This is a genomic window from Brevibacillus laterosporus LMG 15441 (assembly GCF_000219535.2).
Lineage (GTDB): Bacteria > Bacillota > Bacilli > Brevibacillales > Brevibacillaceae > Brevibacillus_B > Brevibacillus_B halotolerans.
Genome location: NZ_CP007806.1, coordinates 3,728,009 through 3,743,469 on the forward strand (window position 1 = coordinate 3,728,009; position 15,461 = coordinate 3,743,469).

17 protein-coding genes are annotated in these 15,461 nt (G+C 40.4%); 10 read left to right on the plus strand and 7 right to left on the minus strand.

The features are described from left to right. Window positions 1-113: 113 nt before the first annotated feature. Window positions 114-1,106, minus strand: coding sequence for an NAD(P)-binding domain-containing protein (locus BRLA_RS16290; protein WP_187349328.1), 993 nt, complete (start codon window positions 1,104-1,106; stop codon window positions 114-116). 810 nt (window positions 1,107-1,916) lie between these two features. On the opposite strand from BRLA_RS16290, the gene BRLA_RS16295 reads away from it, so the two are divergent. From BRLA_RS16295 to BRLA_RS16310, 4 genes are all read left to right on the plus strand, one after another. Next, window positions 1,917-3,122: a S8 family peptidase gene (locus tag BRLA_RS16295; RefSeq protein WP_003336829.1), complete on the plus strand. Its 1,206-nt coding sequence runs from the start codon at window positions 1,917-1,919 to the stop codon at window positions 3,120-3,122. A 267-nt stretch (window positions 3,123-3,389) separates the two neighbouring features. Further along, window positions 3,390-3,716 carry a PadR family transcriptional regulator gene (locus BRLA_RS16300; RefSeq protein ID WP_003336828.1) on the plus strand — a complete coding sequence of 109 codons (327 nt, stop codon included), beginning with the start codon at window positions 3,390-3,392 and terminating at the stop codon, window positions 3,714-3,716. Then, a complete protein-coding gene (locus BRLA_RS16305; protein ID WP_003336827.1) occupies window positions 3,713-4,549 on the plus strand; it encodes a permease prefix domain 1-containing protein in 837 nt (278 codons plus the stop codon). Before BRLA_RS16300 ends, BRLA_RS16305 begins: the two co-directional genes overlap by 4 nt. 24 nt (window positions 4,550-4,573) lie before the next feature. Further along, window positions 4,574-5,623 carry a TolB family protein gene (locus tag BRLA_RS16310; protein WP_003336826.1) on the plus strand — a complete coding sequence of 350 codons (1,050 nt, stop codon included), beginning with the start codon at window positions 4,574-4,576 and terminating at the stop codon, window positions 5,621-5,623. A gap of 176 nt (window positions 5,624-5,799) precedes the next feature. Here the strand turns inward: BRLA_RS16310 and BRLA_RS16315 are convergent, their stop codons facing one another. After that, window positions 5,800-6,456: a hypothetical protein gene (locus tag BRLA_RS16315; protein ID WP_003336823.1), complete on the minus strand. Its 657-nt coding sequence runs from the start codon at window positions 6,454-6,456 to the stop codon at window positions 5,800-5,802. 416 nt (window positions 6,457-6,872) lie between these two features. Between BRLA_RS16315 and BRLA_RS16320 the strand changes: the two genes are divergently transcribed. From BRLA_RS16320 to BRLA_RS16335, 4 genes are all read left to right on the plus strand, one after another. Next, window positions 6,873-7,499: a stage II sporulation protein M gene (locus BRLA_RS16320; protein WP_003336822.1), complete on the plus strand. Its 627-nt coding sequence runs from the start codon at window positions 6,873-6,875 to the stop codon at window positions 7,497-7,499. A gap of 73 nt (window positions 7,500-7,572) precedes the next feature. Beyond that, the gene (locus BRLA_RS16325; protein ID WP_003336821.1) at window positions 7,573-7,959 is read left to right on the plus strand and encodes a DUF2500 domain-containing protein; all 387 of its coding nucleotides are present in this window, start codon (window positions 7,573-7,575) and stop codon (window positions 7,957-7,959) included. A gap of 296 nt (window positions 7,960-8,255) precedes the next feature. Then, window positions 8,256-8,897 carry a GTP pyrophosphokinase gene (locus BRLA_RS16330; protein WP_003336820.1) on the plus strand — a complete coding sequence of 214 codons (642 nt, stop codon included), beginning with the start codon at window positions 8,256-8,258 and terminating at the stop codon, window positions 8,895-8,897. Between the two features lie 168 nt (window positions 8,898-9,065). After that, the gene (locus tag BRLA_RS16335; protein ID WP_003336819.1) at window positions 9,066-9,683 is read left to right on the plus strand and encodes an ImmA/IrrE family metallo-endopeptidase; all 618 of its coding nucleotides are present in this window, start codon (window positions 9,066-9,068) and stop codon (window positions 9,681-9,683) included. Window positions 9,684-10,070: 387 nt separating this feature from the next. On the opposite strand, the gene BRLA_RS16340 is transcribed toward BRLA_RS16335, so the two are convergent. The 3 genes from BRLA_RS16340 to BRLA_RS16350 form a co-directional block, all read right to left on the minus strand. Further along, the gene (locus BRLA_RS16340; protein WP_003336818.1) at window positions 10,071-10,580 is read right to left on the minus strand and encodes a hypothetical protein; all 510 of its coding nucleotides are present in this window, start codon (window positions 10,578-10,580) and stop codon (window positions 10,071-10,073) included. Window positions 10,581-10,918: 338 nt separating this feature from the next. Then, the gene (locus tag BRLA_RS16345) at window positions 10,919-11,200 is read right to left on the minus strand and encodes a hypothetical protein (RefSeq protein ID WP_003336817.1); all 282 of its coding nucleotides are present in this window, start codon (window positions 11,198-11,200) and stop codon (window positions 10,919-10,921) included. 267 nt (window positions 11,201-11,467) lie between these two features. Further along, window positions 11,468-11,818, minus strand: a complete 351-nt coding sequence (locus BRLA_RS16350; RefSeq protein WP_003336815.1) for a YolD-like family protein — start codon at window positions 11,816-11,818, stop codon at window positions 11,468-11,470. A 119-nt stretch (window positions 11,819-11,937) separates the two neighbouring features. Here BRLA_RS16350 and BRLA_RS16355 point away from each other — a divergent pair, with 119 nt between their 5' ends. After that, a complete protein-coding gene (locus BRLA_RS16355) occupies window positions 11,938-12,384 on the plus strand; it encodes a MarR family winged helix-turn-helix transcriptional regulator (RefSeq protein WP_003336814.1) in 447 nt (148 codons plus the stop codon). A 12-nt stretch (window positions 12,385-12,396) separates the two neighbouring features. Beyond that, window positions 12,397-13,665 carry an MFS transporter gene (locus BRLA_RS16360; RefSeq protein WP_003336813.1) on the plus strand — a complete coding sequence of 423 codons (1,269 nt, stop codon included), beginning with the start codon at window positions 12,397-12,399 and terminating at the stop codon, window positions 13,663-13,665. A gap of 60 nt (window positions 13,666-13,725) precedes the next feature. Here BRLA_RS16360 and BRLA_RS16365 read toward each other — a convergent pair whose 3' ends face one another. Beyond that, a complete protein-coding gene (locus tag BRLA_RS16365) occupies window positions 13,726-14,109 on the minus strand; it encodes a YhjD family protein (RefSeq protein ID WP_003336812.1) in 384 nt (127 codons plus the stop codon). Further along, window positions 14,106-15,341: a DNA polymerase IV gene (gene dinB / locus BRLA_RS16370; RefSeq protein ID WP_003336811.1), complete on the minus strand. Its 1,236-nt coding sequence runs from the start codon at window positions 15,339-15,341 to the stop codon at window positions 14,106-14,108. Before dinB ends, BRLA_RS16365 begins: the two co-directional genes overlap by 4 nt. Window positions 15,342-15,461 lie beyond the last annotated feature (120 nt).

Consider the following 15,461-nt stretch of genomic DNA (forward strand, 5'->3'; position numbering starts at 1 on the left):
AATACGTACTCTTGGGTCTAGCAGAAATATCTCGGGCCTGATTTTTTTAGCCCTGTTCCACTGCCGAGGACTCTCTTTTAGCGAAAAAAATAGCTGTTTAATACATATCTTGTCTACACAAGCTCAATTTCTTGACCTATCCCCGCTTGTCTCGCCTTTTTATAGATTGCCCAAGCCACTCCTACATCCATTACAGCTAGACCTACTGATTTAAATAATGTTACCTCATTCGTAGTTTCTCTCCCTGGCTTTTGACCGTCCGCAATCTCCCCTAGCTCAGCGTACACCTGTTGGCTAGAAAAAACTCCCTCCTGTATAGGAAGTAGCAAATCTCCCGACTCTGCTAAAGCCGCTTCCTTCCCCTCTACAATCACTTTATCGGCCTTTGTAAGTACATCTGTAGGAATCTCCTGCATATGAGGCTGAAATGATCCTATCGCATTGATGTGAACTCCCGCAGATATTGCGTCTGCTGAAAAAACGGGGTTTGTTGCATTGGTTGCTGTAATTACAATATCTGCTCCCACAACAGCTTGATTTGCCTCTGGTACGACGTGTATCAGCAAATCTCTCCCTTGTTGGGATTGCTGTAGCTCTATTTTAAGTTGCTCCGCCTTTTGTTGCGTGCGATTATATAGCCGGATTTCCTTAAGTGGTCGAACCGCTAGCATTGCTAAGATTAATCCCTGCGCTTGTGCCCCTGTACCAATCACTCCAAGAATGCTGGCATCCTGACGAGCCAAATGCTGAGTAGCTAAACCAGATACTGCACCCGTACGTATGATCGTCAAATAGGACGCATCTAATAACAGAAGGGGTTCTCCCGTCTGCATATCACAGAGGATCATGAGCCCTGTAATACTAGACTTCCCCTTTGTCTTATTACCTGGAAAAAAGGAAACATATTTCATGCCAAGGCTCTCCATAGCTGGAACAAGAGCTGGCATAAACAAAGCTGTACCGTTGCCTTGTTTTACAGGTACAGACAATCGAATGGGACTAACCGTCCTTTCGTTCGAAAATTCAATCAAAGAATGAGACACGGCTTCAATAGCTTCTTTCATACTAAGCAACTGTTTCACTTCCTGTTGCCTTACAATCAGCATTTTATCCTCTCCTTGATGTGATTTGTCATACATCTATTCCCTCCTGCTCTTAATTTACTTTTTGTGCAAATGCATTCTTTTCCTGCTAATTCAATACGATTTATTTCTGTTCAGTTGAAGCGTCCCCATTTATAACCCTGTAAAATTAAGTCCCTTATTAACACTTCCCCCTCCTTGTAGCTTACAACACAGTGTGAGATTAGTGCGTAGTTCTTCAGATTGTTCACATTCCGTCGTTTTTTGCTTCCTGCTCTTTTACTCGTTTTTCAGTTTATTAGCTGTAAAATTCCTCACTTCACCACAAAACCTCTTTCCTCTCCTATACAAATGAAGGAATCTATACAAGCTTTAGCCTCCATTACAGGCAAATTAGTCAAGGAGACTGAAATAAAATAATAACTTAATTTTCCCTTAATTTACAAATAATGTTTTTTGCAACCTCGATACAGCTACTTGATCTGATATTTTTTGATAATTCCATAAATTTATCCCGAAAAATTTTGTCTTTTTTTCTCCATTTCTCTAACATGTTACGAAAATGTTTCTAGAATTCCAGATTACTTTTATATATAGATTCTCCTGATTTATTCTTTATTTATCTAATTTTTATATATTATCTCCGATTTTTTTACAAAAACCAATTGATTCCTACAAAAAATAATGACACAAATTGTTATTTTAAAATTAACATTATGACATAAAATGATAAATTTAGACATTTTTTGTCGATAAGTTATATATTGTGTTTTTTCGTAATTTTCGTATAATTTAGACAGTAACAAAATATTTTATAAGGAGATGTTGTTAAAAATGAAAAAATCACTAAAAGTCCTTTCTCTTTGCACCGCGTTAGCCACTCTCTTGCCTATCAATGTTTTCGCTTCGATGACTGAAAAAGTTGAGCATCAGGTACAATCCGCTGATGCTCCCGCAAAAGGTGAATTTAAAGATGACGAAATACTGGTGAAATTCAAACAATCTTTAGCACCTATTGACACAGAACAAATTCATTCTACCCTAGGTGGTGAAGAAGTAGAAGAGTTGGGTAACGGAACTTCAGAATGGCAATTAGTAAAAGTTCCAGATGGACAAGCTGAGGAATTCAAACAAAAATATTTATCGGATCCCAATGTAGAATCTGTTGAGTACAACATGCTGTATCATGTAGATTACACACCAAACGATCCTCTGATCAGCAGCCAATGGCACCACAAAAAAATCAATTCATATGAGGCATGGGATGTTATTAAAGGGTCCACAAAGAAAATAGCTATTTTAGACACAGGTGTTCAATTAGACCATCCTGATCTAAAGGATAGCCTGTTGCCTGGAACTAGCTTTGTCCCTGGTGTAACCTCTCCCAATGATGACCATGGCCATGGTACGCATTGCGCAGGTCTAGCTGCAGCTATCGGTGACAATGGTATTGGGGTAAGCGGGGTTGACGGTTCAGCTAAAATTATCCCGGTAAAAGTTCTAAATGCTCAAGGTTCAGGCTACACCTCTGACATCATCAAGGGAGTAACTTGGGCTGCTGATAATGGCGCTGACATTATCTCTATGTCACTTGGGGGCGGTGCTTTCCAACAATCCTTCCAAGATGCTATTAACTATGCTTGGGGTAAAAACAAAATCATCGTAGCTGCCGCAGGTAACAACGGATCTTCCTCTCTTACCTATCCTGCTGCCTACAACAACGTACTTGCTGTAGCTGCTACTGATTCTAACGATGGACTAGCTTATTTCTCCAACTATGGAAAATGGGTTGACATTGCTGCTCCTGGTGTATCAGTATACTCCACTTACAAAAACAGTGGCTACACCAATATGTCTGGTACGTCCATGGCTACTCCAGTTGCTGTATCTGTTCTAGCATTAACTTGGGGTAAACAACCGAATGCTACAAACCAACAAATCGTCGATCGTGTATTATCTACAGCCGATCAAACATCTGCTACAGGCACTAGCTACCAAAATGGTCGCGTAAATGCATACAAAGCAGTTAACGGATTTTAATTCCAACATAACAAGATCGGTTGATACAAATTGAGCCTTTGCCTTTGAACAACCAGTTACTTCAAAGACTTAGCTAGATGGGAGCGAATCAACAGCATGACAATGAGCAATCAAGCTGAATGTACATTCTAAAAACAGCCCTATGACTGGATGGCATTACTCCACTCCAAGACAGGGCTGTTTTCATTATTGCTAAGTTTACATACATCGTATTGCAATACAAGATACATCGTTATACAATATAAAAAATAAAAGGAGCTGAGCCTATTGGATAAGGAACTAATGAAAGGGAGCATTGACATTTTATTACTCTCCTTAATTGCTGAACGTGATATGTATGGCTATGAAATCACAAAAGAATTAAAGGAAAAAAGTGATAATTTATACCACATGAGTGAAGGCACTCTTTACCCCGCTTTAAATCGACTACATAAAAAGGGATGGGTCACCTCCTATTGGGGAGATAATGAAGCTCAAGGAAGACGCAAATACTATCAGATTACAGATGCTGGAGCAGAGGAGTTACAGCGAAAAGTATCGGATTGGAATACAATTCACTCACTGGTGAGTAAGGTTGCCAATGGCTTTGTATGAGTCGGCTAGAAGAGTATGTCTCCTCTATTTTATCTCATGGAGAATTTAGTGAGCAGGATCGAATTGAGCTAGCAGAAGAATTTCTAGACCATCTGTACCAGTTGCAACGTGACTATCTGCAAGCCGGTTATTCCAAGGAAGAGGCAGAGCGATTAGCTATTTGTGATTTTGGTGGCGAGCAGGAGATTGGTCAAGAATTACAGGAATCCCAAGCTCCCCACTATCGTCTATTATTACTGCTGGTGGGAGCAGGCACCATTTTGTTCACCATTCTCTATTACCTATACGCCTTGTTTATTTTACAGGCATTTCTCCCTCTTCCTATGGTAATTGGAATGCTGCTTGGGAGTTCGTTGCTTTGGTTCTATTGGAATCCAGAACATATTTTCCAGCGCAAGCTGTTGATCAGCACGATTCTTATTCTACTCACCTTCTCTTTTTTGTATTGGGGATATGTCGGCTTTCTTGGAACAAAATGGATTCGTAATTTCTTGTTAGCCAACACAGCTTTGTTACTCATTCTCTCTTGGATTACGCTCGTATTGACGGCTTGGAAAAAACCTTTACACCTAACCCTCTCGGAGCGTAAACGAAGAAATGTAATCCATACAGCAAATCTATCCTTATTATTAATAATGCTATATCCGCTTATCAAATGGTTTAGTGGCATTCTACTTTTCGGCTGGTTTTTTGCTATTTTTCCTGTCTGTTTTCTCCTTGGCTGGGCCTGTCTTTATTGGGTTCAATACAAGTTAATTGGGAGAATACCGGTTTTAGGATTACTGTTTGGAATGTCCTCTGCTGTTATTGTCGGCCTTCTTTGCTCTGTCTAACTTAAAAATATAGAGGTGATCAAAATGAACAAAAAAACACGCAATTGGTTACTTTTAGGAATGGCATTTTGCTTAACAATCGGTCTGTGGGCGACAGGCTCCCTGTACGCATCCAACACTGGAAAGAATGTAGGAAAAACAGGTTTAGAAGCAGGGATTGATATTGCTCCAGATGACTCTAAGCTGCTTTTTTCCTACTCGATTAATGGGATAGCTAGTCTTTATACAGCAAATCCAGATGGAACAGACGTCAAAAGGCTAGTCAGTCTTTCTGGTCATTCCTTGCTTCAGCCCGTCTACTCCAGCAACGGGAAAAAAATCCTTACTCTAGCTCGACCTATAGAAGCAGAGAAAAAGACAGTGGAGCAAGCCCTCTATGTGATGAATGCCGATGGCTCTGAGCTACATCTTTTATCAGAGCCTCATGATCTGATCACAGACGCCGTTTTTGCTCCTGATAATCAAACCGTCTATTATTTAAAAGCCGGAGTATTTAAAAATTACTCTCCAATCGCTTCTAAGCGCCCCCATGATTATGATCTTTTTTCTATTGATGTACAAGGGAAGAATAAGCGGCAAATTACACACACTAAAGAATATCAGATGTCAGACCTGTCAATATCATCGGATGGACAGAAGCTATTCTTCACCAAATTTACCAATACTTCTGATAATCGCGACTTTAGCCAAGATAAGCTTTCGTTATTTGCTACCGATTTACAGGGAAAAACGCTGGCTAGCTATCTACCAGTCAATGAGGTACTCGGAACTCCTGAGATGTATGATGTTCATATTTCACCAGATAATACGCAGATCGCCTTCTCTGCCGTTTCACCTGCCTCATCAAACAAAACGTTTGAGTATGAATTGTTTACCATGGATGTAGCTACAAAACAGGCTAAGCAAATCACCACTTTACATAAGCATACTGATTCACCTGTCTATTTTCATAAACAGAACAAGCTACTTTTCTTAGAAGATATCGGCTGGCCTGCTGAATCCACATATCAGCTTAGGACCGTAAACACGGACGGCTCTGATCTGCAAACACTACAGATCGCTGTGCCAAAATAAATATCTCCCACCATATCAGTGGTAGCTTGCCTCTCTTGGAAAGCGTTCGATTACAAAAGCATGACGATTTATCATATTGTTCAAAACATAAAAAGCGCAAAAGATATCTATTACTTAGACTATCTTCTTGCGCTTTCATCTTAGTCTAGCTTGATCGGATGTATTTAGCCTTCCTTCTATAGTTTCCGTTCATGCCCCTCTGCCTGCACCATAATTTCTGGACTTGTAATGCTACCGCTCACTCTTCTTTCCGATTCATCAGTTTGATTTGTTTGGGCCAGACGAATCTGAAACGGCATTTCAAAAATCTCTTCTGCACGTGCTTGAATTACATACTCGGCTCGCAAGGGTTCTGGCTCAGTAGTGTTATCATCGAATAGATGAAAGGGCATATCTATGGAAAAATGGACTTCTTGGCCACCGTAATTTTTAATACGAAATTGACAGCTTCCTTTCATTAGCCCATCTGTGTCACTTTGATAGTGGCAGAAGCTTCTTTTTTTCTCATAATCAAGGGCATAGACACCATTGGCAATAAAAGATTGAAACCCGCTTAAAAGAAGATACGTTGCAACGGGCACAGCAATCCATAGTGTCACAATTGTTTTACCTGCTCCGTATTCTTTCAGGAAAAGGACAAGCACACAGATAAATAATAAGAGAAGGAATATACCATCTACGTGGAATGACTCTATTCTGGTAGGAATGCCTATCTGCTGTAAAAGGCGGTATAATAGCGTGGTATTATGTGGAAAGGAGGCTTTCAGAAGGAGCAACAAAGCTAAACTAATCCAAGCCGCCCAGCGTAGTTTTTGATGTTTTTTAGGGATCAAAGAAACACTCCTTTCTCTTGGCTCAGACTGTCGGCTTACAATTGGGACGTTATCAGCGCACATTCTAGATGGAGAAGGCTTCGTTTTCCTTATTTTACCATTGTTTTCACGATTGCAACATCAACTTCTGCTTTCTTTTTCATTGAAAAGAATTTTTAGTTCATGCTGTTTTGTACCACAAGGAATTCATGCTCAACATGTTCTTAAATTTACTTGGATGGTAATATAAATAATATGGTTATAGGTCTTTAGTAAAGGAAAGCAAGTGTAAGCATCCTTGAATCATTTCAAGCTTTAAAGAACTGAGGTGAATACCAAACCGCATTACATGCGTATTATTGTTGCAATCATGATTTTTAGGTGTACATAACTAAGTAGACAAACCATTATTTTTAACTGATAAGGAGAGAAATGCTATGCTTCGTGATTTGTATGCCCAAGAATGGGAACATTTCCGCAAAGATTACAAGAAAGGTTTTTGGATTGTTACATTCGTGGCTTTAGTCACCGCTGTTGTTTTTTATATGCTCATTGTAAAAAATCCGCAAACGGTTAAAGAGCTGTTGACTACACTTACTCAAGCCTTTGAGGCAAAAGGGATCAAGTCGGGCGGAACACCCACCAATTTTTTCTGGTCTATTTTTAAAAATAATACGCAAGCGACCCTTCTGTCCGTGGTAATCGGAATCATTCCGCTAATTGTTTTACCTGCCTTTTCAGGTATTATCACCATTAGCACGATTAGTATCTTACTTGCGTCTGTTGCGATTCAGAACCAGCCTTGGATAGATATCTTAGTTTACGGAATCCTCCCTCATGGCATTATTGAGATGATTGCTATTTTCTTAAGTGGAAGTGTTGGCATTTTTCTTAGTCTTACTGTGTTTCGCCGCCTATTTTCGCGCAATCGACATCAGTATTCTGTTAAAAATGCGATCCTCCAGTCACTTAAAACCTATATTTTGGTTATTTTACCGCTTGTCTTGCTCGCAGCACTTATTGAAGGCTATGTGACACCCATTCTGATTCACAAGGTCGTATAAACTGTAAACCGCTGCTACTTATGCTATAATACAAGTGAATATTCCCTATTTTTGTAATTAGGAGGATTCCATTTTGTTTTTTTCTAATCCACTTGAGCTTGGTTCACCCATGTTTGATTTTACGTTCTCTTTTATGGCTAACGTGATTCCTGTGATTGTAATTGGTGGCTTTATTTTTGTAATTGGTCGTGCTCTATTTACCTGGACAACTAATAATCATTCTCCCGTCGAAAATAAACAAGCTCACATTGTTTCAAAGCGGGTTCAAGTGTCTGGCGGTTCTGGAAATCATGCTTCCCACACTTCATATTATGTAACCTTTGAATTAGTGAGTGGTGAACGCAAAGAATTTCAATTGTCTGGATCTCAATACGGACTGCTAGCTGAGGGAGACCATGGTATCGTTTCTTATCAAGGAACACGTTTTAAAGGCTTTCAGCGTCAAACTACTTCGGCTTAATACTCCATTTTACATTGATCATACATGAAGCTGTTATTGTTTCTTGGTAAAAATATTGGTTAAATGGTCTAGACTGTTGATTGCAAAAAGACGAGCGCCTGTTTGTTTGAAATGATGTCATATTTCCCTGATCTGACGTTGCTGTTTCAATCAGCAACGTCCTTTTTCGCCGCTTACACATTTCTCCCACAACCATCAGGTACAATCATCACGTACAATAAATGAATTTTGCTCACCGTGCCTATGAATTGGATTTAGGCTTGCATACAAGTCACAGAAATACAAGGAGCGTACCTATGCTAGAAAATATGGATGTCTGGAAAAACATGGCCTTTCATTATCAATTTGCTTTACGCGAATTGGAAACGAAGATCATGATCGTGAATACAGAATGGAAGCTGCAAGATGGATATTCCCCTATTGAACATATTAAAACGCGTTTAAAAGAACCGGCTAGTATCATGAAAAAGCTAGAGCGTAAACGTTTGCCAAAGACTTTAGAAAGCGTGCGAGACAAGCTGTTTGATGTAGCTGGTGTTCGAATCGTTTGTGCCTTTGTTGAAGACATTTATCGCATTGCAGATCATTTTAAACAGCGAGAGGATTTGCGCCTTGTTGAGATTAAGGATTACATAGCCTCTCCAAAGCCAAATGGCTATCAAAGCCTGCATCTCATCGTTCAGGTCCCTCTCGTTCTAAATGAAGGAACACAATGGGTAAATGCAGAAATTCAACTACGGACCTTAGCTATGGATTTCTGGGCGAGCCTTGAGCATATTTTGTACTATAAGTACGACAAGCAGGTGCCGCCTTATGTCTTACATGAATTGACTGAGGCCGCTGAGGCAGCAAATAGCTTGGATCAAAAAATGCTGCGATTGCGTAAAGAAATCTTAAATGGGAAAGAATTTAAAGTAGTTGCCGGAGCCAAGGCATAGCTTTTCTCCCCGTACAAAAGAAAAAGGATAATTGGACGCGTCCCGTACGCTTGCAATTATCCTTTTTTTTCTTATATACGACCATCATATAAAATTTAGCAGGATATTCCTTAGAATCCGAACAAATATTCCTATTTTTAGGGTATAATTTAGAGGGAGGAGGTTTTCATGAATCTCGAATTATATCAAATGACACCCTTAGAGGAATGGATTACAGCTAGGTATCAACGACATGGATTTCTAGCTCCTGAGGAATTACACCTGGAAGAGATTGCAGAGCTATTTGGAGGAGAAATTGCTTTTACAAGATTACCATCCCACGTAAGATGGTGCGAGAATAGTGGAGACTTTCTGATTTTTTTACAGCAGCATCTCTCAGAGGTAGATCGGCGAGCCGAATTTTTTCATGAATTATGTCACCCGTTGCGCCATTCTGGCAATCAGTTGTCATTGCCACCTGCTTTACGCGACTTACAGGAAATGCAAGCCGGACACTTTCAGTTGTATGCAGCTATCCCTTTTTATTTGCTTCAAACCTTACCCATGCCTAAATACGAACGGGATTGGTTACACCAGCTAGCTCTAGCTTTTCGGGTCCCCATCTCATTGGCTTCCCGCCGCTGGGAGCAGATCAAGCGCCGAATCTGGCTAGCACAGGAACAAGAATGGAGTATGATGGTATATCAGCAAAAACAAAGGTCAGCTCTGAAGAGACCTTCTCTTACTCCCGAAACGAAGCGCCTGCTTAGTCAATTGCAAAAACAGCTGTCGAGGGAGTGGGATTAGCTTCTTACATGTTTTCTCCAAGAACCTTGATTCACGGAAGAACTGCGGAAATGAGAATTTAAGCTTTATTCCTGATAGTAATCTAGAAATTTTATTAGCTACCATTTACTTTATGTACGAATGAAAATATGACTATTTTACTCAGCAAGAATTTTTTACTTTATTATGCATTTTACATATTTTAAAAACCTTTACTTATTTTCAACTTATATTTTTAGTACAAATAAGCTTCATTTCCTTGATATAACTTCCTATTGCCAGCAACAGTAGCGTGGTTTTCTTGTTGATTTGGATGCTTTATCTTCATCATTACTCAGATTTGTTGGGATGCGGTATACTTACTCTACTTAAGTGACCGCTTCCTTCTCGTTTTGTTCATCTAACTGCCTATTCAGCTGCAATATCTAAAAATACCGTACTATATACTTCTTTTATATTTTTATCCGTTTTTTTATCATCTTTCAATCCGTAGCCTTTGATTTTGATGACCTCCTTATTTGTTCCTTTTAAAATTCCCATGATATACATTCCATCTTTTATTTTCGGTGCACTTTCATAGGTCATATCGTCTTCGGTAAAAGGAAGGTATGAGCTTGCGCTATCTACAAAATAAATGGAATATTTCCCAGTTTTATAGATTGGCTTATAAGGCTTTTTGGAAGCTTCTTGTAACATATCAGGCATAATAAACAAAGCGTCTAACGTTATATTCTGTTCCTTTATTAATCTATCCAATGTTAGTTCTATAAATTGGACATTCTCTTCGTTAACCGATGGCTTAGATCCTACAACCCCAATATTTAGCATGTTTTTACTTTCTTCCACCGTTTGATTTCCTTGACATCCAGATAAAACAAATAACAATAGGGGCAACACCAAACAAAATATTTTTTTCAACCAGTATTCCTCCTTTAAAGGATTTTAGAAACTCAACTTCAATCTTTACCACTCTTATTCCTGCCAAAATAATTAATTTTTACATTTCTTCCAATTTATCTAACTATAGTTTAGATTCAGTTCCTTTTTTATAATTAACGGGTTAATCATAATTCAATCACTCTATGACCCAAATGATTGACTTTTGAAATAAGAACTATGGAAGGAAGAATGAAAGAAAGAAAGTAAATAAAAAGCTCTCTTTCCCAATGAAAGAGAGCCATGTAGCAGTTGCATTCATGTGTAATTTGTTTCATTTTAATAAGTTTAGTTTATGATTATTTTCTTTTTCGTTTGACCTATGATCCGCTAGCGACATCTACTTGCTTTTTAACAATATGGTGGCCAATATCTAAGCCTTTTGCTAGCAATTCTTCTTTTGTCAAAACCGTCAGCTGTTGATTCTTTGAAGGCATCGGCATCAATCCACCTAGTGGACTGAGCATGCGGCAGTTGGTATCAGTCTCGATCACGACGTACAAGCCCTTCTTTTCCATCTGTTCAATCAGATTCGCCCAACGCTTCGCATCCATTACTTCCGCGTGCTTGGTTAAAACCATGCCCATCTCTTGTGCTAACATTTATAATCCCCTTTTGTGCTCACGTGTTTTCGTAAAAATCTCACGTTACATACAATACAGCCAAAACGCTTTCCAACGCAAAATGCATTTTCACGCAAAATTCCAGCGAAAAATCCATAAATTCAATTAGAAACGTAAAATAGATCGTTCAATCTTGGCCAATCATGATTTTTTGCGTTACTACTCATTTTCTCTCTATTTCCATGATATTTACTTAGGTTTATTTTATTTTTTTCCTCAAATTATTTTCCAAACCCCTACAAACTTTTACCAGCTATCCTCCACTTCAGCCGCCAGAATCGTCTGGCAGCTAATCCAGGACACCCCGTGCTTTGTCTGCAGCTTAAGTCGTTGTGATACAGGATCAACATGCAGAGCATGCCCGATCATGCATTTCTCCCCCGTATCATCGTAATAACGCAATGTCAGCAAACGCTTTTGTTGTAAGCCTTGAAATAATGTGGCGCTAATACTGGCACGATCCTCTTCATCTAGATTAGGCGGACAGTATCTCTCTTGCTCTGCTTTCATTCGCAGATATAGCTCCCGATGCTCTGGCAAAATAAATCGGCTAGTCGCAAAAAGATTTTCCTTCTTGGAAACAGGCTTATTTTTCATGATCGTCACTGCTTTCTTTTTCCATTTTTTACTTATACAAAAAGTACAGATATTTACAAGAATAGTTGTCTTACATATAATTGTTGTAGCAAGTATTTTTGAAGAAAGGAGGAGCCCCTTTGACCAAACAAATTGTTTCGGAGGACTCTATCGGCTTTATGCTAGGGCAGACCTACCGCAAAATCGTTTATCTGCTCTCTTCACGCTTAAAGGATTTTGACATTACGACGGAGCAATTTTCCCTTCTGTATCAATTGGATAAACAAGACGGGATCAATCAAAAAGAACTAGCACACCGTACATCTAAAGATCAACCATCAACAACCCGGATTTTAGATGCACTGTATAAAAAAGGCTTGATTCACAAAAAAACGTCTGAAAATGATCGCCGCGCTTTTTTGCTTTTCTTAACCGATGCTGGCAAAGAAATGGTCAAACAGACACTCCCCATCGAGCAACAAACGATTCAGGAAGCACTCCAGAACATCTCGGATGCTGATCTAGCGTTTATGAAACAGCTTTTACAACAAATGAGTGAGAATGCTCAAAAACAGATAGAGTCTTAGGAGTGGTACGTTTTGATAGGAGAACAAGAGAAACTTTGGTCTAAACAATTTATATTGTTAACAATTTGTAATCTGCTGTTATTTCTTAATTTACAAATGATCCTTCCCGCTTTTCCGGCCTATGTGAAAGAAACCTTCTATGCTAATGATTTTACGATTAGTCTAGTAACAAGTCTTTTTGCCTTGTCTGCTATTGTGACACGGCTATTCGCAGGTGAGTTGTTAAAGCGGGGAAAGATCACTTTCCTATTATTCACGGGCTTAGCAATTGCTGCTCTCTCTACAGCCGGCTATTATTGGTGCGGAACTATTGCTGTCTTGCTTGTTATGCGCGTTTGTTACGGGATTGGCTTTGGGATGTCTAGTACCACCTTTCCCACAATGGTTTCTCATGTCATTCCCATTCGCCGTATAGGAGAAGGCATGGGTTACTTCGGTTTATCTACCAGCCTAGCTATGTCTATCGCACCAATGATTGGATTATGGGTATTAGCAACGTATGGCTTTGGTACATTAACTGCCTCTTCTACCCTATTGATTTTATTGATCTTCCCTTTGCTGTACCTCGTTTTACCCAAGCAACAATCAATAGCAACGGAAAATGCTGAGTCTATTAGACAAACGGACCCTAAGACGTTCACTATGCAATCCACGTACAAAACCATGTCATCCAATAGTAGCTCTTCCTTTTTGGATAAAAACGTCTTGCTTCCTTGCCTGTTAAATCTGTTGCTATCAGTTACCTATGGCGGATTACTGAGCTTTTTGGCCTTATTTGGAAAAGAAATGCAAATTGACAATGTAGGTAACTTCTTTTTGTTTAATGCACTAGCGATTCTGTGTATTCGTCCGCTTTCTGGCAAGATTTTTGACCAAAAAGGGCATGTAGCTGTTTTGATTCCAGGTGCTTTATTGGTAATCGCTGGTCTGCTTTCTCTTTCCTTTACGACTGGTATGATCGGTCTAATTGGTTCGGCTGTGTTGTATGGACTCGGTTATGGAACTCTCCAGCCTTCCATGCAAGCGTGGATCATTAAGGAAGTAAGTCCAGATAAGCGAGGAATGGCTAATGCTGCCTTTCTCAACTCGATTGACTTAGGAGTTGCCATCGGTTCTATGTTGCTCGGCGTAGTAGCAGCTAGTGCCAATTATGCAATCATGTATCGCATCTCTGCTTTAGCCATGGTGACCTATTTGCTCGTTTATTTATTCTTCTTAATGACACGTGGAAAACGCATGAAAAGAGAGCTAGCCAAGCACGCTGAGAACGTAAAAATGTAACCGTTGCGAGTAGAATCATGCACGCCAGATGGGTAGTGCATACAACGCTGGTATCATTCACTAGCGACCGTTTCCTGCATCACCTTGTTGCGTCTCTCCCGTCAGCCATTGTTGGACGCGCTCCTGACATTCTGCCCGCAATAATTCGGGGGAATAGAGGAATTCGTGTACATAGCCGTTCAACCGAACCTGTACGCGATATAAGCCTTCTTTGGTCTGTGCGCCAATCACCTCGCATCCTCTGTCTAGTAGGGCTCTGCGCAGATCATGATGTCTACGCTCTGCCCAACGTGACAGATGCTCTAATAAATGGATATAGGACAGAGACAATGGAATCTGTCGCAAAGTCTGCTGATCCACCATCGCTACTTTAAATAACAAGCCAAATAAAATAGATTCACGCACGTGCTCCTGCCACTCGGGTGGCACGGTTGACTGGCTCATTTATAATGTCCTCCAATCTTGTGTGCCCTCTCCTTCACTTGACCAGCCGAGAGTATCGATACTGCGCGCATAATCGCATCATTGCCAAAGCGAGATCGAATTCCATCCATGGTGTAGGCAAGAGAACGCTTTTTCATTTTGTCTTCAAATAAACTAAGCTGACAAACATCATCCGGGGTCAATTGGCCAATCTGAACGCCCACGCTACGTACTGGAGACTGCTCCCAATGACGCTCAAACAATTCTAAGACAACGGCATAAATCGTCATCACATCATTGGTTGGCTCCAGCATTTTCATCTGTCGAGAAAAACCTGTTGGTACGTCAAAATCCGCCCCTCTGCATCCTACAGCTACGACCCAGCCCATTAGTTGCTTGCTTCTAGCCCTTCTACACACTTCTTCACATAACTCCAACAAAACCACCTTAATCTCTTCCGCTGTATGATAGTCACGTGGCAATGTCATATGATGACCGATCCCCTTCTGAACATCATGCGCCTGAACCGATACAGGTGACTCATCAATGCCATGTGCAGTCCGCCACAGCACCTCTCCATTTACTCCAAAACGTTTCATCATGACATCAAGCGATGCTTCTGCTAACTGACCAATTTTATACATTCCCATCCGATGAAGATGCCGCTTCATCCGTGAGCCCACACCAAACAGCTTGTCGATGGGTAACTGCCACAGCGTTTCAGCCAGCTCCTCTTTTTTTAGCCAAAAAATCCCTCCTTCCTGCTTTTTAGCCATATCGCAAGCCATTTTAGCCAGCACCTTATTTTCGCCAATTCCTACTCGGCAGACTACTCCTGTCTCCATGAGAACACGCTGTCTAATCCTAGTCGCAATCGCTTCTGGATCATTCCCAAATAATCGCAGGCTCCCCGTAATATCAAGGAACTGTTCGTCAATCGAGAAAGGCTCCACTAAATCGGTAAAGGACTCAAAAATAGCCGTAATGTGCCCCGCTACCTCTAAATAACGCTGCATGCGGGGGCGTACTACCACAAGCTGGCGGCACTTTTGTTCGGCTTTCCACAAGGGCTCTGCTGTAGTCACACCATATGCTTTTGCTAACGAACAAGCAGCTAGTACCACACCGCTCCGTCTCTTCGGATCACCAGCCACCACGACAGGTTGATCACGCAGTTCTGGATTAGCCGCTTTCTCAACGCTTGCGTAAAAGCTTTGCATGTCAATTAGAAAAATCACCCGCTTCTTGTTCACCTCGAACACCCCCTATCGAACATACATTCCTGTCGAATAGTATACCAAACACTTGTTCCTATTTATACTATGAACCCGGAGGTAATTTTATACAGGAATGAAGCACTTCAGCATGAGAAA